The sequence below is a fragment of the Bacillus paramycoides genome (genome assembly GCF_038971285.1).
Taxonomy (GTDB): Bacteria; Bacillota; Bacilli; order Bacillales; family Bacillaceae_G; genus Bacillus_A.
Genome location: NZ_CP152427.1, coordinates 4,723,662 through 4,747,199, shown reverse-complemented (window position 1 = coordinate 4,747,199; position 23,538 = coordinate 4,723,662). Strand labels below are relative to the sequence as shown.

The 23,538-nt window shown below is 36.5% G+C and carries 29 protein-coding genes; 16 read left to right on the top strand and 13 right to left on the bottom strand.

Annotation, left to right across the window (positions count from 1 at the left end; translation table 11 throughout):
• The first annotated feature begins 210 nt into the window (after positions 1-210).
• Positions 211-552, top strand: a complete 342-nt coding sequence (phnA, locus tag AAG068_RS24795) for an alkylphosphonate utilization operon protein PhnA (RefSeq protein ID WP_098381952.1) — start codon at positions 211-213, stop codon at positions 550-552.
• A gap of 92 nt (positions 553-644) precedes the next feature.
• Here the strand turns inward: phnA and AAG068_RS24790 are convergent, their stop codons facing one another.
• From AAG068_RS24790 to AAG068_RS24775, 4 genes are all read right to left on the bottom strand, one after another.
• Positions 645-1,442, bottom strand: coding sequence for an ABC transporter permease (locus AAG068_RS24790; RefSeq protein ID WP_342719809.1), 798 nt, complete (start codon positions 1,440-1,442; stop codon positions 645-647).
• Positions 1,426-2,085, bottom strand: a complete 660-nt coding sequence (locus tag AAG068_RS24785; RefSeq protein WP_342716174.1) for an ABC transporter ATP-binding protein — start codon at positions 2,083-2,085, stop codon at positions 1,426-1,428. Before AAG068_RS24785 ends, AAG068_RS24790 begins: the two co-directional genes overlap by 17 nt.
• Before the next feature lie 54 nt (positions 2,086-2,139).
• The gene (locus tag AAG068_RS24780) at positions 2,140-2,313 is read right to left on the bottom strand and encodes an aspartyl-phosphate phosphatase Spo0E family protein (RefSeq protein WP_342716173.1); all 174 of its coding nucleotides are present in this window, start codon (positions 2,311-2,313) and stop codon (positions 2,140-2,142) included.
• Positions 2,314-2,542: 229 nt separating this feature from the next.
• On the bottom strand, positions 2,543-3,613 hold the full coding sequence (locus tag AAG068_RS24775; protein ID WP_342716172.1) for an NAD(P)/FAD-dependent oxidoreductase: 1,071 nt from the start codon (positions 3,611-3,613) through the stop codon (positions 2,543-2,545).
• Positions 3,614-3,965: 352 nt separating this feature from the next.
• Here AAG068_RS24775 and AAG068_RS24770 point away from each other — a divergent pair, with 352 nt between their 5' ends.
• The 3 genes from AAG068_RS24770 to AAG068_RS24760 all read left to right on the top strand — a co-directional run bounded on the left by AAG068_RS24770 (position 3,966) and on the right by AAG068_RS24760 (position 5,711).
• Complete coding sequence (locus AAG068_RS24770; protein WP_000595026.1) at positions 3,966-4,205, top strand: YuzB family protein; 240 nt, start codon at positions 3,966-3,968, stop codon at positions 4,203-4,205.
• A 244-nt stretch (positions 4,206-4,449) separates the two neighbouring features.
• Entirely contained in the window at positions 4,450-5,316 is an 867-nt protein-coding gene (gene dapF / locus AAG068_RS24765) for a diaminopimelate epimerase (protein WP_048528380.1), read from the top strand.
• A 41-nt stretch (positions 5,317-5,357) separates the two neighbouring features.
• The gene (locus AAG068_RS24760; RefSeq protein WP_000573822.1) at positions 5,358-5,711 is read left to right on the top strand and encodes a HesB/IscA family protein; all 354 of its coding nucleotides are present in this window, start codon (positions 5,358-5,360) and stop codon (positions 5,709-5,711) included.
• A gap of 106 nt (positions 5,712-5,817) precedes the next feature.
• Here AAG068_RS24760 and AAG068_RS24755 read toward each other — a convergent pair whose 3' ends face one another.
• The gene (locus AAG068_RS24755; RefSeq protein ID WP_342716170.1) at positions 5,818-6,381 is read right to left on the bottom strand and encodes a GNAT family N-acetyltransferase; all 564 of its coding nucleotides are present in this window, start codon (positions 6,379-6,381) and stop codon (positions 5,818-5,820) included.
• A 369-nt stretch (positions 6,382-6,750) separates the two neighbouring features.
• Between AAG068_RS24755 and AAG068_RS24750 the strand changes: the two genes are divergently transcribed.
• From AAG068_RS24750 to AAG068_RS24740, 3 genes are all read left to right on the top strand, one after another.
• A complete protein-coding gene (locus tag AAG068_RS24750; protein ID WP_342716169.1) occupies positions 6,751-6,939 on the top strand; it encodes a hypothetical protein in 189 nt (62 codons plus the stop codon).
• Between the two features lie 66 nt (positions 6,940-7,005).
• Positions 7,006-7,110, top strand: a complete 105-nt coding sequence (locus AAG068_RS24745; RefSeq protein ID WP_342719808.1) for a methyltransferase — start codon at positions 7,006-7,008, stop codon at positions 7,108-7,110.
• 105 nt (positions 7,111-7,215) lie between these two features.
• Positions 7,216-7,569 carry a YxeA family protein gene (locus AAG068_RS24740; RefSeq protein WP_342716168.1) on the top strand — a complete coding sequence of 118 codons (354 nt, stop codon included), beginning with the start codon at positions 7,216-7,218 and terminating at the stop codon, positions 7,567-7,569.
• A gap of 29 nt (positions 7,570-7,598) precedes the next feature.
• Here AAG068_RS24740 and AAG068_RS24735 read toward each other — a convergent pair whose 3' ends face one another.
• Positions 7,599-8,060: a DUF523 domain-containing protein gene (locus AAG068_RS24735; RefSeq protein ID WP_342716167.1), complete on the bottom strand. Its 462-nt coding sequence runs from the start codon at positions 8,058-8,060 to the stop codon at positions 7,599-7,601.
• Positions 8,061-8,139: 79 nt separating this feature from the next.
• On the opposite strand from AAG068_RS24735, the gene AAG068_RS24730 reads away from it, so the two are divergent.
• Positions 8,140-9,021, top strand: a complete 882-nt coding sequence (locus AAG068_RS24730; RefSeq protein ID WP_342716166.1) for a helix-turn-helix domain-containing protein — start codon at positions 8,140-8,142, stop codon at positions 9,019-9,021.
• Between the two features lie 17 nt (positions 9,022-9,038).
• Here the strand turns inward: AAG068_RS24730 and AAG068_RS24725 are convergent, their stop codons facing one another.
• The 3 genes from AAG068_RS24725 to AAG068_RS24715 all read right to left on the bottom strand — a co-directional run bounded on the left by AAG068_RS24725 (position 9,039) and on the right by AAG068_RS24715 (position 12,054).
• Positions 9,039-10,286, bottom strand: coding sequence for an MFS transporter (locus AAG068_RS24725; protein WP_263697951.1), 1,248 nt, complete (start codon positions 10,284-10,286; stop codon positions 9,039-9,041).
• A 176-nt stretch (positions 10,287-10,462) separates the two neighbouring features.
• Entirely contained in the window at positions 10,463-10,939 is a 477-nt protein-coding gene (locus AAG068_RS24720; RefSeq protein ID WP_342716165.1) for a GyrI-like domain-containing protein, read from the bottom strand.
• Positions 10,940-11,064: 125 nt separating this feature from the next.
• Entirely contained in the window at positions 11,065-12,054 is a 990-nt protein-coding gene (locus AAG068_RS24715; RefSeq protein ID WP_144615325.1) for an NAD(P)/FAD-dependent oxidoreductase, read from the bottom strand.
• 462 nt (positions 12,055-12,516) lie between these two features.
• On the opposite strand from AAG068_RS24715, the gene AAG068_RS24710 reads away from it, so the two are divergent.
• From AAG068_RS24710 to pepA, 5 genes are all read left to right on the top strand, one after another.
• Positions 12,517-13,725: an NAD(P)/FAD-dependent oxidoreductase gene (locus tag AAG068_RS24710; protein ID WP_142337708.1), complete on the top strand. Its 1,209-nt coding sequence runs from the start codon at positions 12,517-12,519 to the stop codon at positions 13,723-13,725.
• 124 nt (positions 13,726-13,849) lie between these two features.
• Positions 13,850-14,356 (top strand): NUDIX hydrolase, encoded by a 507-nt coding sequence (locus AAG068_RS24705; protein ID WP_342716164.1) that lies wholly within the window; start codon positions 13,850-13,852, stop codon positions 14,354-14,356.
• On the top strand, positions 14,353-14,670 hold the full coding sequence (locus AAG068_RS24700) for a YuiB family protein (RefSeq protein WP_000027015.1): 318 nt from the start codon (positions 14,353-14,355) through the stop codon (positions 14,668-14,670). The genes AAG068_RS24705 and AAG068_RS24700 overlap by 4 nt, the downstream gene beginning before the upstream one ends.
• Before the next feature lie 86 nt (positions 14,671-14,756).
• The gene (locus tag AAG068_RS24695) at positions 14,757-15,383 is read left to right on the top strand and encodes a 3D domain-containing protein (protein ID WP_342719807.1); all 627 of its coding nucleotides are present in this window, start codon (positions 14,757-14,759) and stop codon (positions 15,381-15,383) included.
• Between the two features lie 128 nt (positions 15,384-15,511).
• On the top strand, positions 15,512-16,996 hold the full coding sequence (pepA, locus tag AAG068_RS24690; RefSeq protein WP_342716163.1) for a cytosol aminopeptidase: 1,485 nt from the start codon (positions 15,512-15,514) through the stop codon (positions 16,994-16,996).
• A gap of 84 nt (positions 16,997-17,080) precedes the next feature.
• Here pepA and cdaS read toward each other — a convergent pair whose 3' ends face one another.
• On the bottom strand, positions 17,081-17,686 hold the full coding sequence (cdaS, locus tag AAG068_RS24685) for a sporulation-specific diadenylate cyclase CdaS (RefSeq protein ID WP_342716162.1): 606 nt from the start codon (positions 17,684-17,686) through the stop codon (positions 17,081-17,083).
• Between the two features lie 143 nt (positions 17,687-17,829).
• On the opposite strand from cdaS, the gene AAG068_RS24680 reads away from it, so the two are divergent.
• Together AAG068_RS24680 and galU are read left to right on the top strand one after the other, a co-directional pair.
• Complete coding sequence (locus AAG068_RS24680; RefSeq protein WP_306186888.1) at positions 17,830-19,554, top strand: phospho-sugar mutase; 1,725 nt, start codon at positions 17,830-17,832, stop codon at positions 19,552-19,554.
• 107 nt (positions 19,555-19,661) lie between these two features.
• Positions 19,662-20,540, top strand: coding sequence for a UTP--glucose-1-phosphate uridylyltransferase GalU (gene galU, locus AAG068_RS24675; protein ID WP_097999599.1), 879 nt, complete (start codon positions 19,662-19,664; stop codon positions 20,538-20,540).
• A gap of 114 nt (positions 20,541-20,654) precedes the next feature.
• On the opposite strand, the gene AAG068_RS24670 is transcribed toward galU, so the two are convergent.
• The 3 genes from AAG068_RS24670 to AAG068_RS24660 form a co-directional block, all read right to left on the bottom strand.
• A complete protein-coding gene (locus tag AAG068_RS24670; protein WP_342716161.1) occupies positions 20,655-21,491 on the bottom strand; it encodes a hypothetical protein in 837 nt (278 codons plus the stop codon).
• Between the two features lie 147 nt (positions 21,492-21,638).
• Positions 21,639-22,232 (bottom strand): biotin transporter BioY, encoded by a 594-nt coding sequence (locus tag AAG068_RS24665; protein WP_342716160.1) that lies wholly within the window; start codon positions 22,230-22,232, stop codon positions 21,639-21,641.
• A gap of 50 nt (positions 22,233-22,282) precedes the next feature.
• Positions 22,283-23,026, bottom strand: a complete 744-nt coding sequence (locus AAG068_RS24660; protein ID WP_342716159.1) for a DUF3298 and DUF4163 domain-containing protein — start codon at positions 23,024-23,026, stop codon at positions 22,283-22,285.
• Positions 23,027-23,121: 95 nt separating this feature from the next.
• Here AAG068_RS24660 and AAG068_RS24655 point away from each other — a divergent pair, with 95 nt between their 5' ends.
• Complete coding sequence (locus AAG068_RS24655) at positions 23,122-23,505, top strand: hotdog fold thioesterase (RefSeq protein ID WP_001140606.1); 384 nt, start codon at positions 23,122-23,124, stop codon at positions 23,503-23,505.
• The last annotated feature ends 33 nt before the right edge of the window (positions 23,506-23,538 follow it).

Here is a 23,538-nt window from a genome sequence, read left to right as displayed (position 1 = left end):
AGAATCTTGTGAAGGTTCTTCTTTTTTATTGTAAAACATCATACGAATTGAAATTTTGTAAAATACAATAAAAAATGAGAATTTGAGGTAGGCTTGTCAATAACGTGAGACTATGGCACTATAAAGAAATGCTGTACAAATTTTATTTATCGAGATGTAAACATCAATTTTGATTTTTACGTATAAATAATGAACGGAGGAAATGAATTTATGGCTACTTTACCAAATTGTCCAAAATGTAATTCAGAATATACGTATGAGGATGGCGTTCTTTTTGTATGTCCAGAATGTGCTCATGAGTGGGACCAAGAAGCAGAAGCTGAAAATAATGATGGTGCGAAAGTTGTAAAAGATGCGAACGGAAACGTTCTTCAAGACGGCGATGCTGTTACTGTTATTAAAGATTTAAAAGTAAAAGGAACTTCTTCAGTTGTGAAGATCGGTACGAAAGTAAAGAGTATCCGTCTAGTTGATGGCGATCACGATATTGATTGCAAAATCGATGGTTTCGGCGCTATGAAGTTAAAATCACAATTTGTTAAGAAGGCGTAAGTAAAAAGAGGAGGCGAGTAGCCTCCTCTTTTTTATTGTCATTTTTTGTCGGTGAGTCGATATAATTTCATTTACCATGAAAAGTGAAACATTTACCGCGCGCCATAGTCGATCTCTTTCAACTGACACCGTTTATTAAAGAATGTTTTATATCCAAGTTGTAAGAAGATAATGACAGCGAAAGCGGTACTGCCTGAGATACCAAGTATGATGGCAATTTGATATTGAATAGCTGTGAACGGTGATACACCAGATAAGATTTGTCCTGTCATCATGCCTGGTAAGCTTATAATCCCCATTCCGACCATAGAATTGATTGTTGGTAAAATAGCAGAGTCAAAAGCGTCGCGTATGATCGGAGCAGCGGCTTCTTTCGGTGTTGCGCCGAGCATAAGTGCTCCTTCAATTTGACCTCTTTGTGATTTCATATTGTTTAAGAACGTATTTGCACCGAGAGAAACACCTGTCATCGCATTGCCAACTAACATTCCGGTAATGGGAACGATATATTGCGGTGCATACCACGGGTCATGCCCGATAATAACAAAGATAAATAGTAGAAGTGGTCCAATTGATCCCGCAACCATGGAAAGCGCGGCTACTCGTTTTAAATCTTTTGACATTGGGATGTTGACTCGTTTATAAATATTAAAAATTGCAAAGGTAGTAATAGAAGTAATAAGAGCAATGGTATAAAATGGATTGCTATTTTCAAATACGTATGTAAGGACATATGCAACAAGTACGAGCTGAATCGTCATACGGAATGTTGCGAGCGCAATTTGTTTTTCGCGCGGTATTCCTTTTAATTTTACAAGTCCAATTAAAATAAGAATGAAAATATATGCAGCGGCAAGTTGCCAAATTTGGAGTTCAATAACGCCCTTCAACTGAGAGCACTTCCTTTCTAGTTGCACCGTTTGCTTTGCTAATCTCAATAATATCGTCTGCAATTTCTTCTGGAAGCTGTTGTGAGTGTGTGATGAAGATAACTGTTTTGTTCTTTTCTCTTGCTAGCATAGTAAATTGTTTCATAACACGGCGTTCTGTATCGCTATCTAGCGCCGATGTTGGTTCATCTAATAAATAAACAGGTGGATCCATAAGTACGATACGTGCAAAAGCAAGTCGTTGTTTTTCCCCGCCTGATAATGAATCAGCGTTGTCTTCTAAATTTTTTTCTAAGCTAACAGTCGTTAATGCACTTCGCAGGGCATCATCATTTGGAAATGGTTTTTCAGAAAAACGAAGTCCCATTAATAGATTGTCTTTAATCGTTCCATCAAAAATAGGTGGCGTTTGCCCAAGCATGACTACGTCACGTCGTAATTGAATAGGAGGATAATTAGAAATCAGTTTTCCGTTATATTCAATTGTACCGGATGTTGGAGATTGCAAATCATTTAGCATGCGAAGCAATGTACTTTTTCCGCTCCCACTCTCACCGATAATACATGTGATTTTTTCTTTTTGAATCTGTAAATAAGGAATGTGTAGTATATCTTTATATGTAACGTTTTTTAATATAAACATAAATGTCTCCTTTCTGATTCTATTTATATCGTATCAAAAAAGAGAAGGTAACGGTTATAAAGAGCAACGTTTTTTCTTCGTTTTGAGTTCTATTAATAAGTTAAGTAAACGATCTAATTCTTGGCTGAAAGAAATTACTTTATCATGAGTGAATCCATATTGTTCAACGAGATGGATCAATTCTTTCTTCTTCGCTTCTATTCGATCGTTTAGTTTCATTGAGTTCATAAGTGAAATGGAATGCCTCCTGTAAAAGTATTTACAACACAAAAAATAAGACCGAATGACTTCGGTCTTAAAGGAAATAAAACAACTTATAAATAGCATACACTCTTTATCGATAGTTTTTAATATAAAAATGAAAAATAAATCATTATTTATATTGAGAAAGATGTGTCTGATAATTATATTTTAACGAATAAAAGAGGCTGCCTACTTAGAGACAGCCTATAAAGTATTAACCGTTATGATATTTGTACATCCAGAGGATACCGGACTTTAATAATCTCGGTACACGTCCCATTAATGGTTGGTTTGCTAGTAAACCGAAGCCGTGCTTCTTACCAAGGGAGCCAAGAACACCTTTTAATTTAATTACAGGTAGTTCGTCAGGAAGTGTTTCATTATTCCAACGCTTCAATAATATTTGGACAATTTGTTCTCCTTGACCTTCAGCAAGTTGTGCAGATGGTGCGTGTGGAAGTGCTGCGCAATCTCCTACAACATAAACGTGCTCATTATTTGGAATATTGTGATATTTCGTTAAAACAACCCGTCCGCTACCATCTTGTTCAACTGGAAGGTTTCGAACAACTTCATTTGCTTGAATACCAGCTGTCCAGACGATTGCATCACATTCAAGTGGCTCATCGTGGTTGTACACAATATTTGGCTCTACTTTTGTAATGTTAGAGTTTCGTATAATAGTAACTTTATGTTTTACGAACCATTCTTCTACATATCTACTTAACTTCTCTGGATATGGGAATAGAATTCTATCTTTTCGATCAAATAAGTAGATTTTTAAATCAGAACGACTCTCGCGAAGCTCACTTGCAACTTCAACACCGCTTAATCCAGCACCAACAACAGCTACTGTTGCATTTGGTTCTAGACTATTTAATTTTTCATATGTCTTACGTGTTTGTTCAATCGATTGTAGGCTATGCGTATATTCCTTCGCCCCAGGAACGTTATGATATTTATCCTCACAGCCAAGACCGATAATTAAATCATCATATTGGATTGCTTCGCCGTCATCGAGATGAACAGCTTTTTCTTCGAGATCAATATTTGTTACTGTGCCGTATTGAATATTGAGGCGTGGGTGTTCAGGAAACGGTATACGAATATGCGTTTCTGAAATAGTACCCGCAACTAATGCATAATATTCAGTTTTGAAACAATGATATGGTACTTTGTCGATTAATGTCACTTGTACATCATCTGGAAGTTGGTTGCTTGGAAGTAGCCGCTGCAGAATTCTCATTCCACCGTAGCCGCCACCTAATATTACGAGGTGTTTCATGATGGATTACCCCTTTTCTGTTGAAATATCCCCTAATCATAAAATTTTATATTAATAAAATATTTTGACTTTACTCAATCAAATTATATCGAATTTGTGAACAAATAACAATGCATGAATGAATACTCTGTTGTACAATAAGAAGAAAAGTAGAGTAAACTGTCTTCCTTATTTAGTTACCATTTCATCGCAAATAGCATGTTATATAGAAGGAATCATCTATTTTGAAGTGAAATAATGAAGTAACTAAATAGTTTAGAAGGTGTAATGAAAACAACAAGAAACAGCTTAGTTTTTTTCTTATAGATGAAGTCAGAAAGTAATTTGTTTTGTAGTACAGGGGGGGAGAATTTTGATTAAACCATTAATTGAATTTTGTGTAGGTAACCTTGCAAGTGGTTCACAAGCAGCTTTAGAGAAATTAGAAAAAGATCCGAATTTAGATGTAATGGAGTATGGTTGTTTAGGATATTGTGGCATTTGTTTTGAAGGACCGTTTGCACTTGTAAATGGTGAAGTAGTACAAGGTGCTACAGTAGAAGAACTTGTTAATAATGTATATGAGTATTTAGATGAAAATCCAATGTTTTAAGGTGTTGCAATCGGCAGCACCTTTTTCTTTCTTTATTAGATAAAACCTTCTTTCGCAGGAGAGGATAACATTGTATATAAATAAAAAAAGGCCCTTTTAGAAGGGCTTTTTTCTTACACAATTTGCGCAAGAATGGCTCATCGCCAAATGTTGTCAAATATGAGAAACGGGGGACATTCATATTGTGTTCTAAAAGCGTGCATTTTATACTTAAAAAAACAAATTATTTTTGGAGTGAATACAAATGAGCCAATTTTCTTTTACAAAAATGCATGGTCTTGGCAATAGTTATATATATGTAAATATGTTTGAAGAACAAATCCCTGAAGAAGATTTAGCTCTTGTGGCGGAAAAGGTTTCAAATATTAATACTGGTATTGGAGCAGATGGAATGATTTTAATTTGTCCATCTGACGTAGCGCCGGTGAAAATGCGCATGTTTAATAACGACGGTTCAGAAGGAAAGAGCTGTGGTAACGGTTTACGCTGCGTAGCGAAATATGCGTATGAGCATAAACTAGTAGAAGATACAGTTTTCACAATTGAAACGTTAGCTGGCATTGTAACGGCGGAAGTAACGGTAGAAGAAGGGAAAGTTACATTAGCGAAAATCGATATGGGAGCACCGCGTTTAACGCGTGAAGAAATACCGATGCTTGGTGAAGGAGAAACACCATTTATTCGTGAAAACTTCTTATACAATAATCATCGTTATGCATTTACAGCTGTTTCAATGGGAAATCCGCATGCGGTTATTTTTGTGGATGATGTAGAACAAGCACCTCTTACAACACTTGGGCCAGTCCTTGAGACACATGAAATGTTCCCAGAGCGAGTAAATGTTGAATTCATCGAAATTTTGAATGAGGAAGAGATGAACTTCCGCGTTTGGGAACGTGGATCTGGTGTAACACAAGCTTGCGGAACAGGGGCGTGTGCTGCAGTTGTAGCCTCTATTTTAAATGGAAAAATGGAACGTGGTAAGGAAATTACAGTTCATTTAGCAGGCGGCGATTTGATGATTGCATGGACAGAAGAAGGCAATGTGTTAATGAAAGGACCAGCGGAAGTAATTTGCCGCGGAGTATATGAGTACAAGATAGAAGCGTAAAGATGTATAATAGAATGAGAACAGAAAGGATGGTGTATTTCATGATTGAAGTTACAGAACAAGCAGCTTTTCAAATTAAAGATATGTTAAAAGATGCTGAAGATGGAGAGAAGTACGTGCGCCTTGCTGTACATGGCGGCGGATGTAGTGGTCTTTCTTACGGCTTAGGATTTGAAGTAGAACCAAAAGAAGACGACACAGTTCTTGAGTTTTTCGGTGTCGAATTTGTTATCGATAAAGAAAGTGCTCCAATTGTTAAAGGAGTAAAAATTGATTATAAACAATCTATGCTTGGCGGCGGATTCACAATTGATAATCCGAACGCAATCGCATCATGCGGATGTGGATCATCTTTCCGTACGGCGACGAATGCTGGTAAGCCAGAAGAGTGCTAAGCTTTTAGCAGAAATAGAGAAAGACCTTTTTAGCGATGAAATAAAATCGTTAAGGAGGTCTTTTCTTTTGCCGTGAAAGTCCAATTAGTAAGGGCTCATTAAAGTTTTACTTTATCTTTGCATAGATGCAAGTATCAGTTAGTTGTTTGCCGTCAGCTGAAAGATCTTCATTACGTAATATCCCTTCAAGCTCAAAACCTAATTTTTCAGGAATTGCATGACTTTTCGTGTTATTACGTTCACATCGTATTTCAATCCTTCTAAATTTGAATAACTGAAATCCAAGGTTTATTAACGCACTTACTACTTCTGTCATATATCCATTGCCACTAAATTGCGTGTTAATCCAGTATCCAACTTCACATTTAGCAACCTTCCAATCAATTCTGTGAAGGCTAGCAGTTCCGATAAAATCCTTCGTCTCCTTATGGTAGATAAGATAGCGAAAGCTTTCTCTTTTCAAAAAATCTATATGTGCATTTCTCAGGAGAATTTCCGTTTCTTCAACAGTAGGAGTTGACTGGAATAAAAGCAACCATTGCTTTAATTCATTAATGGAATCTTTAATAGCTGCGTGTACTACATCCCCTTCACCAGCTTGAAGTGGTGCTCGAAGGATGAGTCTGTCTGTTTCTATTTGTAACGGAACATCTAATAAAATAGGATTCATATTATTTCTCCCCTCAAAAGCTAGAAAACAATAAATATATATTCAATTCATCATTTAGAAATCCCTTTTCACGTATTGAAGACGAAACTACCAGTTGGTACAAAAATAGCTGCTGAAGTAGCTTTAAGTTGCTCAACTCATGCATTGTTATTTATCCCGCGTTAACGGACAGTAAAACTCCCACCTCAAAATGCAGTTGGAGCAAAGAAGTTAGGTGGGAGATCAACTGTCCGTAAACGTCCGATTGGTGAGGGCTGATAATCAGTGGGGATGAACAAAACCCCCACTGATTAAAGTTTCACTTTATTTGAGCTTCTTTTAAAGTTCTCTTTTTTCGAGTTATAATTGAGGGGCAGAAAGAGGGGATATATGCTGGAAAATATTTTTGAATTTATATTGAAGTACATTATAGGTCCTATTCTTAGATTTATAAGATACCTTGTGATAGATATTATAATAGAATGCATAATAGAAGGTGTAATAAACGGTATAAGGAAATTACGTGATAAAATCCATGATAAGTGGCAAAACTGGCGTGAAAGACGTTATTGGCGGTAATAGGTACATAAAAAAGTAGCAGTAAAGAGATGGAGGATAAAAAGCCTTAAGGGGGATGATTAATTCATTTCCCTTAAGGCTTTTTATAACGAAGTAATAGCAACGCATTTAAGTTTAGAAACCGTCATTCCAATTGGTGACGGAATGACGATTTCTAAAGTGAAGAAATAATTATTATCTTACAAAAGTGTAATGTTCATGTCATGTTTTTGAATTTCTTCTTTAAAGCTTAAGCTTTAAGATAACAATATAAGAAAAACACATGAGGTGAAGGAAATGAAAAGATATATTGCACTTTTTAGTATTTTAGTTGTATTTGCAAGCCTTTTAGTTGGCTGTGATTTAAATCGTATGGGTAAGGACGAGTATTACGTTCAAATTACAGTAGATGGAAAAGAATATAATGGTAAAGCTGATAATGGTGAGCCGTATAAAGATTACGAATATAAACTAACTGGTTTTGATAAAGAAGGTAAAGAGAAAGAATTAGAATTCACAGCTCAAAAAAATCTGCGTAAAGATGCATTCTTACGCGTATATCACTCAGATAAAAAAGGTGTAACAGCTTGGGAAGAAGTAAAGAAAGATGAGCTTCCTGCGAAAGTGAAAGAAAAATTAAATGTGAAATAAGACAGATAAAAAGGAATTGACGAACAGGGTCAATTCCTTTTTATATTCTCAAAATCCTCTTCTGAAATGACTTTCAATCCATGTCTTTTGAATAAAGCGGTTGTTACCCCGTAACCAGTCTGTTTATTTCCGTTAAATTCTCCAGTGTAAATTGTAGAACTACCACAAGATGGGCTACGTTCTTTTAAAATAATATATTCTGGGTGTAAGCCTTTCAGTTGTTCCAATGCTTTATAAGCACCATTTACGAAAGCTTCTGTAACATCTTCACCGTCTTTTGTCATTACCTTTGCTTTTCCATCCAAAACGTCATCGCCATTCCCGCCAATAATTTCAGCTGAGGGACGAGGCGTCGGCAATCCTCCTAATACTTCAGGACAAACAAGTAAGGTATCTTCTCTTTGTAATAACTCCTCTATTTTTGAAACGAGATTGTCATTTCCATCATACCGACAAGCGATGCCACCTAAACAAGCACTGATTACAATCATATTTTCATCTCCAATAAAAAATATTAACTATCACGCCAATTTCTCTTCCTGCCTCTTATTTATAAGTGAGGTGATAAAAATGGGAAGCTTATATAATTTAATGAAACCATATAGTGAATTTCGAAGTAAAGAAGAGTTTAATACATACCAAAAACAAGTTTTGAAGTGCTATCGATTTCAATTAAATAAAACGGATACTACTATTATTCATTTTTTAGGAAAGTATGCAGTGAATGAGAAACAAAAAACAGTAGGAGTTGCTTGTCCGTTAATGGAGACGATTGCGATGAATGTTGGAAAAAGTATTCGTACAGTACGTCGCTCCATTGCAAAGTTAGAGGAACTAGGAATTATAAAGCGTGTTGCGACAAAAGAAAGACATAAGCGCGGCGGATATAGTGCGAACTTATATGTATTTCTTATATCTGCAATTGACCGCATGGATGACCGTATGAAAATGTCCGCATGTGAAAGTGAGAATCATGCAGCTGGCTGTAGTAAAAATGAGCAAAAACATGAGGGGGAAACAATTTTTTCTAAAAACATTCCACAAATAAAAGAGAATAGAAAAGAAACGTACGATCTTGATGAGACGTATTGCCGTCACGATATACCGAAGCCTTTTATATACGCACTTGTGCCGATGACGCGTAATCCGAAAAAGATTAATATATTTTGGAGTAAGGTGGAACTTGCGTATAAAAAGAGCGGGTTACTAGAGCAAGGTGTGTTACTGGAGCAAATATTAGCTGATGAAGAAGTGTATGGAAACTTCATTTGGCGAGTGAAGAGTGTTGTGAGAGCGTATAAGTACGGGGAAATCCGTAAAAATGTGAAGGCTCTTTTATATAGTACAGTGCGGGATCTATTTTTAGAAGTTGGATTAGAATGGGGAGCAGCTATGAGAAGAAGTAAGGGAGTATCGTTATTTGATCCGTTTAAAAAGGAGTCATGCGTATAACACATGACTCCAAGTAGTTAATCAAACTTTCTTACAACTGGAACACGAATCGCTACAAATAGTACGAAGACGATAACGGCGATTGCACCGCTTTTCATAACGGTTACGATTGGAATTCCTATTGCAAGCGCGATTGATGTGAATGCATAAGAAAGCGGAATAAAGCCCATGGATGATAGCATAAGTAAACTCATTACGCGTCCCATCATTTCTTCTTTTACTGTCGATTGAATCATCGCCATAAGCGGAACGATTGCCATTGCGATTGTAATACCGTAAAACATGCCAGCTAATAATGCTTGCCAAAGTACGGTGCTAAAGTTGATGGATAAGAAGAATACACCAGACAGTAGCATCATGATAATGCAAAATAGACCGCGTCTACGATTAATATTTTTTAAACCGACAATGACAGCGCCTATCGCCATTCCGCCTCCTACAGATGCTTCTAAGTAACTAAACTGAAGCGAGTCACCGTGCAGAACATTTTTAACGAAGAGCGGGAAACCGACTTGCATCGGACCGATTAAAAATAAGTTTAAAAAGGCACTACAAATAAGGAAAGTTGAAAGGAATGGTGATTCCTTTACATATAAGATTCCTTCTTTAATAGAAGTGAACATGCTTTTGTCTGTATTTTGCTGCTCTGGCATCGTAAATTGTATTTTTTGAACGAGTATGGCTGCGACGATCAGTAATAAAATCGTGATCGAAAAGATCGTTTCATAGTTCGTAAATTTGATAAGAATACCGCCAAGTACAGGGCCTAAAATAACCGATGCTTGGTTCGTCATTTGTGTAAGTGAGTTTGCTTGTGTTAAACGGCTTTTTTCTACAAGTTCAGGTAAGATAGATCCATCAGCTGACCAGAAAAAAGCATCAGCAAGTCCAAAGAATAAAGCGAATAAAGCAAATGTATATAGTGTTACATCACCTACGATGAACCATGTAAGAATAGTCGCGACGAGAATCGCACGAATAATATTAGAATAAAACATAATGTTTTTTTTCGGGAATTTATCAGCTACAGCGCCGCCGATAATCATAAAAATAAGCCTTGGAACACTAAGAGCTACGAAAACAACACCGAGTGAAGCCTCAAGGTTTAATGTTTTTGCTATGTACCACGTTTGTGAAAAAGTAAAAAAGGCTAAAGCAAAACTTGAAAAGAGTGTAGCTGCCCAAAGAAAAAGGAAATTCGTATTTTTTAATAACGGTTTTCCGCTTCCCTCTAAAGCAGATTTATTTTGTTGTAGTTCCTCCATATTGCTTCCTTTCTATGTGACAAATTTAAACTAAAAAAACTTGTTAACAATCACTTTATACAGTTTCTAATATTTCTATACTGCACTTTCTCATTGTAGACAATAATGTGGAATTTGCACAGTGGCTATTTAACGACAAAAAAGAAGATACCATTTGGTATCTTCTTTTTTGTCGTTCAGGCTAATGCAATATAAATATCCAATTGTGCGTTAGCTGGATCTGTTGCTTTTTCATCATAAAGCTCAAAGTCTGTTGTAAAAGCACGTTTGTTTTCTTTTGACCATTTCCAAATATATTCCCAAGCTTCGCAAACGACTTCAGCAACCGGTCCCTTTCTCGTTGTAAATACCGCATATGTAGCAGCAGGTATTGTTAAAGTTGTCATATTTTCAGGTACGTCTTCTAATGAAGAAACGGGCATACCGATTGTAAATTGATATGTACCAGTTTCATCTGATTCGTAATTTGAGTAGAAAGCGAATGTTTCTTTCGTTTGTTGATTTGGGATGTGATACATGATTTGTTCTTGGAAGTATTGGTTCCAAAGCCCGGGAATTTTTCCTTCAGTAGATGCCTCTATTTCATTTGTCGTCGTAATCGAAACACCGATTGCTTGGAAAGCTTCTTTTTTTACGATAATAGGTTCTTTCATCTTAAAATATCCCCCTTATTAAATAGAACATTTGTTCTTATTTATTGTAACATATTTTGGAAGGATACGGTAGCAAAATAAGAAAAGAACTCCTTTGCGTAAAAGGAGTTCTTTTCATTTCTATATTAAAACATACTAGAGCTGTGCATCGGTTGAAGTTTTGCGTTTGGATCAAAGTAAGCTTTTGCATTGTTTACTGCTGTTGGTGCTTCACCGAAGCCGCAAGCAATGAGTTTTACTTTTCCTTCATATGTACAAATGTCACCAGCAGCGTAAATGCCAGGAATATTTGTTTCCATTTTCGAGTTCACGAGAATGCTGTTTTTTTGTATATCTAAGCCCCAGTTTTTAATTGGACCAAGGGAAGAAACGAAGCCGTAGTTTACGATTACATCATCAACATCGATGATAATTTTTTCTTCCGTTTTTACATGCTGAAGAACAACTTGTTCAATTTTGTCATCACCAATGAGTTCTACTGGAACGTACGGTGTACTTACTTCTGCACGAGAATTTATTAAGCTTTCTACGCTATGTTCATGCGCACGGAATTTATCACGGCGATGAACGATTGTAACTTTGTCAGCGATTGGCTCTAACATCATTGTCCAATCAACAGCTGAATCGCCACCGCCAAATACTACTACGCGCTTACCAGCAAATTTATTCATATCATCAACGAAATAATGTAAGTTTTTCTTTTCATACTTTGCTGTACCTTCTAATTCTAAGCGGCGTGGTTGGAAAGCACCATTGCCAGCAGTAATAATAACTGATTTAGAATAGTGAGTTTGCTTATTCGTAACAAGTTTAAATATACCGTCAGCTTGTTTTTCAAGTGTATCAACAGCTTCTTCTAAACAAACGGTTGGATCAAATTTCTTCATTTGCTCTTTTAAGTTATCAACTAATTCTTGTGCGCGCACTTTTGGAAATCCAGCTACATCATAAATGTATTTTTCAGGGTATAGTGCGGATAATTGTCCTCCAAGTTGAGGTAAGCTTTCAATGATTTTTACACTTGCTTGTCTCATACCGCCATAAAATGCTGTGAACAGCCCTGTTGGACCACCACCAATAATTGTTATGTCGTAAACTTTTTGATTTTCTGCCACTTTCATTCCCCCTATAGATGGAATTTTGATATTGATTTCATATATTGTTCATATGTACACGAAAATCCTGCAAATGATGACACTTTCAAATAAATGATAGCATATTTGAGTTCATAATACTTCTGGAAACGACTGAATTGTGTGTAAGTTTTCGCATAGCTGCTTTTTCAATTGTATAAAATATGGTGAAAGGAAAATACATGAAAAAAAGGCTGAAAAACCCTTGAAAACGCTATGTTATTTTAAAATATTGATAATTCTCCAGACGCTTGAATTCTGGAATAAAACCGACTAATATAGGGAAGTATTATGTTAAATTTCTATGACAAAATTCGTACGATTTTTTGACTGCGTTTTGTTATGATATAGAATGTGATAAATTCCACATTCTTGACAAATAGAGTTTTTAGTACTTGGTATTATTTTTTATTACTATTATATAAAGAAAAGGGTTGTGATTTGGTGAAGACTCCAAAAATCGTAGTTTTAGGTGCAGGTTATGGCGGGATGATTACGACTGTTCGTCTGCAAAAAGCATTATCTGTAAATGAAGCTGAAATTACGTTAGTAAACAACAACAGCTATCACTACCAAGCGACTTGGTTACATGAGAGCGCAGCTGGTACATTACAAGATGAAAAAATCTGTCTAGATATTCAAGACGTTATTGATACAAATAAAGTGAACTTTGTACAAGATACGGTAGTAGAAATTAAAGCTGCTGAAAAACGCATCATCTTAAAAGATGGCGAGTTAGAGTATGATTACTTAGTAATCGGTCTTGGGTTCGAATCAGAAACATTCGGAATTACAGGATTAAAAGAGCATGCATTCTCAATCGCTAACATTAATGCAACTCGTGAAATTCGTGAGCATATGGAAGCTAGTTTCGCTAAATATGCAACTGAAAAGCGCGATGAGTTAGTAACAATCGTTGTTGGTGGTGCTGGATTTACTGGTATCGAGTACGTAGGTGAGCTTGCAAATCGTGTTCCTGAACTTTGCAAAGAATACAATGTACCACGTGAAAAAGCACGCATCATCTGTGTAGAAGCTGCTCCAACAGCACTTCCAGGTTTCGATCCAGCGTTAGTAGAATACGCTGTGAAACAACTTGAGAAAAAAGGTGTAGAATTCCGCATCGGTACAGCAATTAAAGAAGCAACTGAAGAAGGTATTATCGTTGCGAATGGCGATGACACTGAATTAATTAAGTCTGAAACAGTAGTTTGGGCTGCAGGTGTTCGTGGTAACGGTATTGTGGAAGAGTCTGGCTTTGAAGCAATGCGCGGACGTGTAAAAGTTGATGAGTACATGCACGCTCCAGGATACGAAGATGTATTCATGGTTGGTGACGCAGCGTTAATCATTAACGAAGAAATTAACCGTCCATACCCACCAACAGCACAAATCGCAATTCAACAAGGTTACAACATTGCGCACAACTTAACTGTGTTAGTTCGTGGTAAAGGTGAAATGAAAAAATTCGTATTCGACAATAAAGGATCTGTATGTTCTTTAGGACATGACGATGCAATGGGCGTTGTTATGGGCAAAAAGTTAACAGGTTGGAAAGCTTCCTTCATGAAGAAAGTTATCGATAACCGTTACCTATTCTTATTAGGTGGACCTTTATTAGTTCTTAAAAAAGGTAAATTAAAGTTCTTTTAATATATAGTAGAAAAAGCAGAAACGGCTAAGAGCTGTTTCTGCTTTTTTCATTTAAAAAATATAGTATAATATATAAAAAAAGAAAGAATATTCTGTCCGTTCTAGTAGAGGAGGGTATTACATCATGGAGAAACGAGGGAAAGTATGGCTAGCTGTTAGTGGCTTAGTAGTTACAAAAGATGGCAGGTGGCTGTTCGTTAAGAAAAAATACAGTGGATTAAAGGGGAAATGGTCTTTGCCGGCTGGTTTTGTAAATGAAGGTGAGACGGTTGATGAAGCTGTGAAACGAGAAGTGTTAGAAGAGACAGGTATTGTGGCTCATGTGAAGGGGATCATTGGTGTTCGAACGGGCGTGATTCGCAATGAGATTAGTGATAATATGATTATTTTCCTCTTGGAGCCTGAAGGGGAAGATATTATTGTACAGGAGAAGGAATTGTCTGAAGTAGCATTTCTACATCCAGATACGATTGCGGACGATCCAAATACGTCTGTACTTATTACATATTTGTTAGAAAGACAATCAAAATTACATCTTGAAATGGACAAAACATTAAATCCAGGAGAGCAATTTGGTTATACAGCCTATCACGTATTTACGGCGCATACGAAGGAGAGGGAGAAAGAGTGAGTATACCGGTACTACTTATTTCAATGATGTTATTTTTCATTTTGTTTTTTGGAATTGGATTTTTACTCAACATGATATTGCGAGCGACATGGGTAATGGTTATTGTATATCCAATTGTTTGTATGCTTATTATTAATAAGGCGAGTATGTGGGATTACTTTTCAAAGCCAAAAGAAACATTCTCTTCATTTGGGACAAGTGTATCGCATTTAGGACAAGCGGATGTGTTTATTTTATCTACTGGATTAGTAGGTGCTGCTCTAGCAGGAATCGTCATTAAAAAACTTCGGAAAAGCGGATATCAAATGTTTTAATCTCCAATTCATTTGGGGATTATTTTTTTGCATATTCCTTCATCGTATAGGGAATGATTAACGATGAAGGAGTGTGGAATATAAAAATGTTAAAACGATATTGTATTCGCATTATGATGACTTGTTTACTTGCAATCGCATTATGCGTAACATGGAATGCTTTCACAGGAGTTTCTTTATTAGAGATTGTAAAGACATATGAGGGAATGAATGCAAAAGAAGTACATGCAGCAGAAGTTAAAAGAAACGTTGCTCCGAGTAAAGAAGTGATAAATGCTTTAGAGCAGGCAAACGACTGGTCTAAATATCGTTCAATTGAAATGACTGCAACAGGTTATACATCAGGAATTGAGTCAACTGGTAAGAGGCCGGGACATCCGGAGTATGGTATTACATATTCAGGTGTTAAGGCGAAAAGGGATTTATATTCCACAATCGCAGCGGACTTACGTGTATTCCCAATTGGGACAATTTTATTCGTACCAGGCTATGGGTATGGTGTAGTAGCTGATAAGGGCGGTGCGATAAAAGGAAACCGTCTTGATCTGTATTATGATACGGTGAAAGATGTTTATAGCCAATGGGGTAAGAAAAAAGTAAATGTGTATGTAGTGAAAGTTGGAAATGGTAAGTTTTCAGAAGAAGAGTTAACGATGTTAAATCAAGACGAAACGATGCAAGTGTTCCGCGGTCAATATTTAAAACAAAGATAGTCTAGTGGTAAGTACGCTAGACTTTTTTTATTTTATAATACAGATAAGAGTAGAAGTTAGAATTGTCGCATTTTATCGAAAATAAAGTTATAATAAAGGCAGAGTAGAGAAATTTAGGGGGTCTGAACATGTTTCAAGTACAAAAAGAATTAGGAAGCCATGAAGCGGTAATCGTTGCCTTATTTGAAGAAGAGAAAACGAGTAGTTTTGTACAAGAACTGGACAAAGCGTTTGAAGGACAATTACAAGCTTTATTAGAAGAGAAAGAACTTTCTACGAAGAAGAAAGCTATTTCAAAAGTACATAGTTTAGGAAAAACAGATGTGAAACGTTATTATTTCGTTGGTTTAGGTAAGAAGGAATCTTATACGACGGAAACGTTACGTGCGGCTCTTGGTAAGGCGTTTAAAACGTTACAAGCAGCAAAAGTACAAGATGCAGCAATCTTACTTGATTCTTTCGTAACAGAAAAACTAGATGCGATTGATGTAGCTCACATTGCAGCAGAAGTACAAAATCTTGGTACATATGAGTTAGAAACGTATAAATCAGATAAAAAGGATCGTGTGGAGTTAGAGAAGTTCACGGCTATTACAGCGGAAGATGCACAAGAAATTGAAGCTGCATTAACAGTTGGCTACGTACATGGACATGCAACAAATTCAGCTCGTACACTTGTAAATATGCCGCCAAACGTATTAACAGCGACGAAGCTTGCTGAGTATGCTGTTGAGTTAGCGGAGAAGTATGATATGGATTATAAAGTTCTTGAGAAAGAAGAGATGGAAGAGCTTGGTATGGGTGCGTTACTTGCAGTAAACCAAGGTAGTGTAGAACCACCAAAAATGATCGCTCTTATTTATAAAGGAAAAGAAGAGTGGACAGATGTCATTGGATTCGTTGGAAAAGGAATCACATACGATACAGGCGGTTATTCTTTAAAACCACGTGAAGGTATGGTTGGTATGAAAGGTGATATGGGCGGTGCAGCTGCTGTATTAGGTGCGATGGAAATTATCGGTGAACTTCGCCCAGAGCAAAATGTGATCGCTGTTATTCCATCAACGGATAACGTTGTAAGTGGTACAGCATTTAAGCCAGACGATGTAATCACATCTATGAGCGGAAAAACAATTGAAGTATTAAATACAGATGCAGAAGGTCGCCTAGCGTTAGCTGACGGTATTACGTATGCGAAAAAATTAGGTGCAAACTATCTTATTGATGTTGCGACATTAACAGGTGGTGTAATTGTTGCACTTGGAAATCATACAACAGGCGCAATGACAAACAATGAAGAGTTGTTTGAGCAAGTACTAGAGGCATCTATGGAAACAGATGAATCAATTTGGCAATTACCGATTTTTGATCGTGATAAAGAACGCGTGAGAAACAGTAAATTTGCTGATTTAAATAACTCACCAGGCCGCGAAGGACATGCGGTTATGGCAGGTACATTCCTAGGTGAATTCGCTGAAGATACACCGTGGGTACACTTAGACATCGCTGGAACATCTGAATCATCAGGAGCGCATGATTTAGGGCCAGCTGGTGCAACAGGTGCAATGGTGCGTACACTTGCAACACTTGTTGAACGTTTCGGAGAAGAATAAGATAATAAGAGAAGGCTGTTCCAATATTTTGGAACAGCCTTCTCTTATTGATATATGTGGTGTTCCGGCCGATGTAATTTCACTTTATAAAGAAATCGTATATAACGTCCCATTTAAAGCGAATGAAGTGCGACCTGTTTCTTCAGAGACAACTAAAATAAGGGCATCGCTTTTTTCTGATAATCCAATTGCAGCTCTGTGACGTGTTCCTAGTTCAGGATCAACTTCTGTGCTTTTCGTGAGCGGAAGAATATTGGCAGCTGAGACAATGTGATTATTTTTAACGAGAACGGCTCCATCATGAAGAGGGTTACCTGGATAAAAAATCGATTCGAGCAGTGGTGCGGTTAAATGAGCGTTTAACGTTGTTCCAGTTTGAATACAAGATTCAAGTGTCTCATTTCGTTCCACAACAATAAGAGCACCATGTTTTCGGGCGCTTAAATGTTGGATAGCTGTTGTAATGAACTGTGAACTTTCCGTATAAGGTGATAAATACGCTTGAATATAGTATGTAGCTGCCAATGTTTGTACATTTGCTAACATATGATGAATATCTTCCATTTTGCATAAAATACATTCGTCTTCTTTATCGATTGCGTTCCTCATAATCGATAGTTCTTTTTCAGCAATTTCAATCATTTGTTTTGTTTGTATTTTGAGCTCTTCTGACAAGCCCCATTCGCGCATAATCCTCATTCCCTTTAGTGGAGTATTTAACAATAGTGTATACAAATATTCCTAGTAAAATCCTGCTAGATTTTATAAAATATTGAGATACAGCATGTTTTTTTCATATAATAAAGGTATGACGAGCGAGAGGAGAGAGAAGAATGAATTGGAAACAAGAATTTAGTCGCTGGCTTTCTTACGCACAATTAGATGCAGAATTAAAAGAACAGCTAGAAAATATGAAGCAAGATGAGAAGAAAATTGAGGACAGCTTTTATAAAAACCTAGAATTCGGCACAGGTGGTATGCGTGGTGAACTTGGTGCTGGTACGAACCGTTTAAACGTATATACAGTTCGTAAAGCAACAAAAGGATTAGCAAGCTTTATCGAAAAGTTAGGTGAGGAAGCGAAAAAACGCGGTGTTGTTGTAGCCTATGATTCTCGTCATAAATCACCTGAGTTCGCAATGGAAGTCGCTGCTACACTTGGTGCACATGGTATCACAACATATGTGTTTGAAAGCTTACGTCCAACGCCAGTGCTTTCTTTCGCAGTTCGTCATTTACATACAGTGAGTGGAATCGTTCTTACGGCAAGCCATAATCCACCAGAATATAACGGTTACAAAGTATATGGTGAAGATGGTGGGCAGTTGCCTCCAAAAGAAGCTGATGAGTTAATTAGCTACGTAAACGCAGTAGAAGACGAGTTAACAGTTGAGGTTGCTAATGTGGAGCAATTAAAAGCTGACGGTTTATTACATATTATTGGACAAGAAGTAGATGATGCATATGCTGCAGAATTGAACAATGTCATCATTAATAAAGAAATGGTGGAAAAGGCCGGCAAAGACTTAAAAATAGTCTTTACACCATTACACGGAACATCAAATATTTCTGTACGCCGTGGTTTAAAAGAAGTTGGATTTACAGATGTAACAGTTGTAAAAGAGCAAGAGTTACCAGATCCAAACTTCTCTACAGTAAAATCACCGAACCCAGAAGAGCACGCAGCGTTTGAGTATGCAATTCGTGACGGAGAAAAGGTAGGAGCGGATGTATTAATCGCAACAGATCCTGACGCAGACCGCCTTGGTGTAGCAGTGCGTAATCATAATGGTGAGTTCCAAGTATTAACAGGAAACCAAACAGGTGCATTAATGCTTGATTATTTACTATCACAAAAGAAAGAAAACGGAACGCTTCCAGAGAACGGTGTCGTATTAAAAACAATCGTAACGTCTGAAATCGGCCGTACAATTGCGAAAGCATACGGTTTAGATACAATTGATACGTTAACTGGGTTTAAATTTATCGGTGAGAAAATTAGACAGTATGAAGAAAGCGGACAATATGAATTCCAATTCGGTTATGAGGAAAGCTATGGTTATTTAATCCGCCCATTCTGCCGTGATAAAGATGCAGTACAATCTGTCCTATTCGCATGTGAAGTAGCTGCATACTACAAATCACAAGGGAAAACGTTATATGACGGTCTATTAGAAGTATTTGAGAAGTACGGCTTCTTCCGTGAAGACCTTGTATCGTTAACGTTAAAAGGAAAAGATGGAGCGGAAAAAATCCAAGAGATGATGGCAACGTTCCGTGAAAATCCTCCGAAAGAAGTAGCGGGCTTAACAGTCGTGGCAGTTGAAGACTATAAAGCAAGCATCGTTACATCTTTACAAGATGGACATAAAGAAGAGATTCACTTACCGAAATCAAATGTGTTAAAATATCAATTAGAGGATGGTTCATGGTTCTGCCTACGTCCATCTGGAACTGAACCGAAGATTAAGTTCTACTTTGGTGTAAAAGATAGTTCTTTACAAAATAGTGAACAAAAGTTACTTACTATTAAAGAAGACATTATGAATCGTTTATAATACAAAGTAATTTTAAGTAGTAAGGAACAAAAGGGAGCGAAATCTCCCTTTTGTTTTATGTAGGAAATGATTGCTATTGATTCCGACAGGAGAGAGGGTATTTTGTGATGAAAAAAGTAAGAAAAGCGATAATCCCAGCAGCTGGATTAGGAACACGTTTTTTACCAGCAACAAAAGCAATGCCGAAAGAAATGTTACCGATAGTAGATAAACCAACGATCCAATACATTGTAGAAGAAGCAGTGAAATCGGGTATCGAAGATATTATTATCGTTACTGGTAAAACAAAGCGTTCTATCGAAGATCATTTTGATAACGCATTTGAACTAGAACAAAACTTATTGGAGAAGAAAAAATATGAGTTGCTTGAAAAAGTACAAGCTTCTTCAAAAATGGTAGATATTCATTACATCCGTCAAAAAGAACCGAAAGGGCTAGGACATGCTGTTTGGTGTGCACGTAAATTCATTGGCGATGAGCCGTTTGCAGTGTTACTAGGTGATGATATTGTCCAAGCTGAGAAACCATGTTTACGTCAATTAATGGATGAGTATGAAAAAACACTTTCTTCTGTTATTGGTGTACAAACTGTTCCAGAGTCGGAAACACATCGCTATGGAATTATCGATCCATTAGAACAAGAAGGTCGTCGTTACCAAGTTCGCAATTTCGTTGAGAAGCCAGCGCAAGGTACAGCACCTTCAAACTTAGCGATTATGGGACGTTACATTTTAACGCCTGAAATCTTTATGTTCTTAGAACAGCAACATGTCGGTGCTGGTGGTGAAATTCAGTTAACAGATGCGATCCAAAGCTTAAATGAAATCCAACGTGTATTTGCTTACGATTTCGAAGGAAAGCGCTACGATGTAGGTGAAAAGCTAGGATTCGTTCAAACGACAATCGAAATGGCCCTGCAACACCCAGAATTACGTGATGACATGGTTGCAATGATGAAGAAAATTTTAGAAGAACAAGCGAATTAAGAGTCTTAATATAGTGATATAATCCCCTTTTGGATGAACAGTAAGGAACGTATTTACTGCTTCCTCTAAAGGGGATTTTTTTTGAGAAAAAAAGACACTCTAGAGAGAGTGTCTTTACTTTTGATCAATAGGCTTTAGCTCATCAGCTTTAGATTTAATTTCATCAGTAATAGCGATATTAATATTTCCAGCTGCTTTTTTGTATTCTTGAATCAATGCATTAACGTTTTGATTAAATGAAATTAAGCTACCACTTGGAGATTGGGCTTGTTCGTTAAGCGCAGTGATAATCCCATATATTTTTTTATATTCTTCGTAGGTTTCTTTATACTTATTAGGCTGTTCTTTTGCAGCTTCAGAGACTAACTTTAAATCATTTCCCATATTGCTATAAAATGTATCAACGGTTGTAATCATTTCGTCAATTTCTGTTCTCTTAGAACTTAGTGCATTATTGAAGTCCTGTCTTTTATCTATTGCACTTGACCATGTAGTTGAATACTCGGATAATACGTAAGATGCTGTGTATTTAAAGGTGTTTATATTATTATAAAAGGATGCTGCTGCAACTAAGTAATTAGCTTCTTTTTTCTTTTGGGCTTGAAGAGCTTGATACTCCTCTTCCATATTTGTTACTTTTGTTATCGTAAAGAGAAGAACGATGACGGATATAACTGTTGTTAGAAATAGTATTAAAGATGTTATTAAAGATTTTTTTGCTGGTAATTTTCGTACTTTCTTAATTAACCCAATAACAATAAAGATTAAAGCCGCGCATAAACTAACTATAGTAAGAATTAAAAAGAAAAATGCTAGGCCGTTTCCAAGGGTATAAGACATCCCTAACTCACTATTTCCGTATAATTTGTAACTAATGCTCATACCTAGTATGAAAAATAAAAATAATACTCCGGCACTTACTTTAATAAGTGTATTTTTTGATAGATTCACTGATTTTCCTCCAAAACATTGTTCTGATTAGATGTGCAAAATATATGATTTGCTGAATTAGCATAACAAAAATCATTTTTAATATGTGTCGTATATTGTCGAAAAAACAAAAAGAGTTATCTTAACATAGTAAGATAACTCTTTTTTTTATGAAATTGTCGAATGAGAATGCTGATAAGCGGAACGACGTACAGCATAATATATACGAGGTGCGATAATAGCACCGATAATTGTAAATACAATATCTTTTACTGCGAACCACATCATAATCATCCAAGCAGCTTTATAGCTCATATTACCACCCATGAAGAAATTAACTGCCCCGTACATATAAGTAGTACCGATAATATAAGTTAAAATGATTCCTGTGAACGAAGCAATTGCAAATGTACGAAATGTTGGTTTTTCCTTTTGTTCTACGAGTTTTCCTGAGACGTAAGCAACGATAATAAATGCGATAATAAAACCACCAGTAGGATCTAAGAGTACTCCAAATCCAGCTTTGAAGTTAGCGAAGATTGGCGCACCTGCTAATCCAACAAGCATATAAACCGTCATTGATAATGCGCCAAGTCTACTTCCAAGAAGAAGCCCTGCTAAAATTGCGAAAAATGGTTGCATAGATAATGGGATGCCCGCTACTTGTAAGAATGGTGCCCAAGATACAATATTTGCACCAATGGCCATAAGAGCAACGAACATGGCAGCTAATGCTAAATCTAAAACATGAAATCTCCTCACAATGTTAACCTCCTGCTGTTTTTAGGTTAACATTATCGTAGCGAAACTATTTACTTGTTGTCAATTAAAATATTTTGATAAGAAGGCTTCAAATAGTCTCTTAACAACGTATACGGAATACGAAATTGTGGAATGCCGCTTGAATACGGCGCAATTTCATATAAAGGGAAATAAATGACGAGATTGTTCGGCTCTAAAAAGAAGTGGAACTTTTTTGTGCTCATGACCTTTTCAGTCGCATCGGGAAAATAAATACTTTCATTTTGTTTAATTTGTCTTACAATCTCAGCGCGTATTACTTCTTTATATTTATCTTTTTGTTGAAATAAATCATCTAAGCGTAGTAACTTTTTTTCATTTAAATCAAATGTGTTTGCCTTCCACGTATAAAGACCGTGCGCACCACCTGTATATTGATAGTAATTCAAATATAGGCTGAGAAAAGGGGGGTTATTTAAAGAGACTTTATAATCAACATTCGCCACGTATGGATGAAATGGTGTACTAGATCCTTCGGTTTCTTTATAATATTTTTTTGCGTCTTTTTCTAATCTGGTTTTAAATTTGTCAGTAGATTTTTTGTAATAGAAATTGAGCTTATTTTGAAATTTAGAATCAGAAAAGTTATGAAATGAAGGTCTATTAATTTGATATTCTATATAAGGTTTCTTACCTTTTTGCGTTACAGTCTGAACATCGATTGTCAGGTTAGATGCTTTGGCTGCTAGTGCACAATTTGGTACAATAGTCAGCAAGGAGAACATAAACAGTAATATACAAAATTTCTGTTTCATTTAGGTGAAACCTCCTTATTTAAGTGTTATAAGTAGTTTGAAAACAAATAGGTAAAATTATACATTTAATTAAAGTAAGAGAAGGGGGAAACGATATGGCAAAAACTTTAATGGATTCACTTGGAATTGAGTTGTTAGAGATGACAGAAGATAAGGTGGTTGCTACGATGCCTGTTGATGAGCGTACGCATCAGCCGTTTGGTTTTTTACACGGTGGTGCATCTCTTGCATTAGCAGAAACAGTAGCAAGCGTCGGTTCATACAATTTAATTGATCAAGAAAAATGCATCTGTTTCGGTCTAGAAATTAACGCAAATCACATTCGCTCAAAGAAAGATGGAATTGTAACAGCGATCGGAACACCGATACATAGAGGACATTCAACGATGGTTTGGGATGTGCGTATCATCGATGAGAATGACGATTTATTATGTATTTCAAGATGTACAGTAGCAATTAAAGAAAAACGTGAAAAGTAAAAAAGAGGCGGCTCTCATGAGCTGCCTCTTTTT

Excerpts from the sequence above, each read along its gene's own strand:
- phnA (WP_098381952.1), top strand. The coding sequence starts at position 211 with ATGGCTACTTTACCAAATTGTCCAAAATGTAATTCAGAATATACGTAT.
- AAG068_RS24785 (WP_342716174.1), bottom strand. The coding sequence starts at position 2,085 with ATGTTTATATTAAAAAACGTTACATATAAAGATATACTACACATTCCT.
- AAG068_RS24780 (WP_342716173.1), bottom strand. The coding sequence starts at position 2,313 with ATGAACTCAATGAAACTAAACGATCGAATAGAAGCGAAGAAGAAAGAA.
- AAG068_RS24775 (WP_342716172.1), bottom strand. The coding sequence starts at position 3,613 with ATGAAACACCTCGTAATATTAGGTGGCGGCTACGGTGGAATGAGAATT.
- dapF (WP_048528380.1), top strand. The coding sequence starts at position 4,450 with ATGAGCCAATTTTCTTTTACAAAAATGCATGGTCTTGGCAATAGTTAT.
- AAG068_RS24760 (WP_000573822.1), top strand. The coding sequence starts at position 5,358 with ATGATTGAAGTTACAGAACAAGCAGCTTTTCAAATTAAAGATATGTTA.
- AAG068_RS24755 (WP_342716170.1), bottom strand. The coding sequence starts at position 6,381 with ATGAATCCTATTTTATTAGATGTTCCGTTACAAATAGAAACAGACAGA.
- AAG068_RS24750 (WP_342716169.1), top strand. The coding sequence starts at position 6,751 with ATGCTGGAAAATATTTTTGAATTTATATTGAAGTACATTATAGGTCCT.
- AAG068_RS24740 (WP_342716168.1), top strand. The coding sequence starts at position 7,216 with ATGAAAAGATATATTGCACTTTTTAGTATTTTAGTTGTATTTGCAAGC.
- AAG068_RS24735 (WP_342716167.1), bottom strand. The coding sequence starts at position 8,060 with ATGATTGTAATCAGTGCTTGTTTAGGTGGCATCGCTTGTCGGTATGAT.
- AAG068_RS24730 (WP_342716166.1), top strand. The coding sequence starts at position 8,140 with ATGGGAAGCTTATATAATTTAATGAAACCATATAGTGAATTTCGAAGT.
- AAG068_RS24725 (WP_263697951.1), bottom strand. The coding sequence starts at position 10,286 with ATGGAGGAACTACAACAAAATAAATCTGCTTTAGAGGGAAGCGGAAAA.
- AAG068_RS24720 (WP_342716165.1), bottom strand. The coding sequence starts at position 10,939 with ATGAAAGAACCTATTATCGTAAAAAAAGAAGCTTTCCAAGCAATCGGT.
- AAG068_RS24705 (WP_342716164.1), top strand. The coding sequence starts at position 13,850 with ATGGAGAAACGAGGGAAAGTATGGCTAGCTGTTAGTGGCTTAGTAGTT.
- AAG068_RS24695 (WP_342719807.1), top strand. The coding sequence starts at position 14,757 with ATGTTAAAACGATATTGTATTCGCATTATGATGACTTGTTTACTTGCA.
- pepA (WP_342716163.1), top strand. The coding sequence starts at position 15,512 with ATGTTTCAAGTACAAAAAGAATTAGGAAGCCATGAAGCGGTAATCGTT.
- cdaS (WP_342716162.1), bottom strand. The coding sequence starts at position 17,686 with ATGCGCGAATGGGGCTTGTCAGAAGAGCTCAAAATACAAACAAAACAA.
- AAG068_RS24680 (WP_306186888.1), top strand. The coding sequence starts at position 17,830 with ATGAATTGGAAACAAGAATTTAGTCGCTGGCTTTCTTACGCACAATTA.
- galU (WP_097999599.1), top strand. The coding sequence starts at position 19,662 with ATGAAAAAAGTAAGAAAAGCGATAATCCCAGCAGCTGGATTAGGAACA.
- AAG068_RS24660 (WP_342716159.1), bottom strand. The coding sequence starts at position 23,026 with ATGAAACAGAAATTTTGTATATTACTGTTTATGTTCTCCTTGCTGACT.
- AAG068_RS24655 (WP_001140606.1), top strand. The coding sequence starts at position 23,122 with ATGGCAAAAACTTTAATGGATTCACTTGGAATTGAGTTGTTAGAGATG.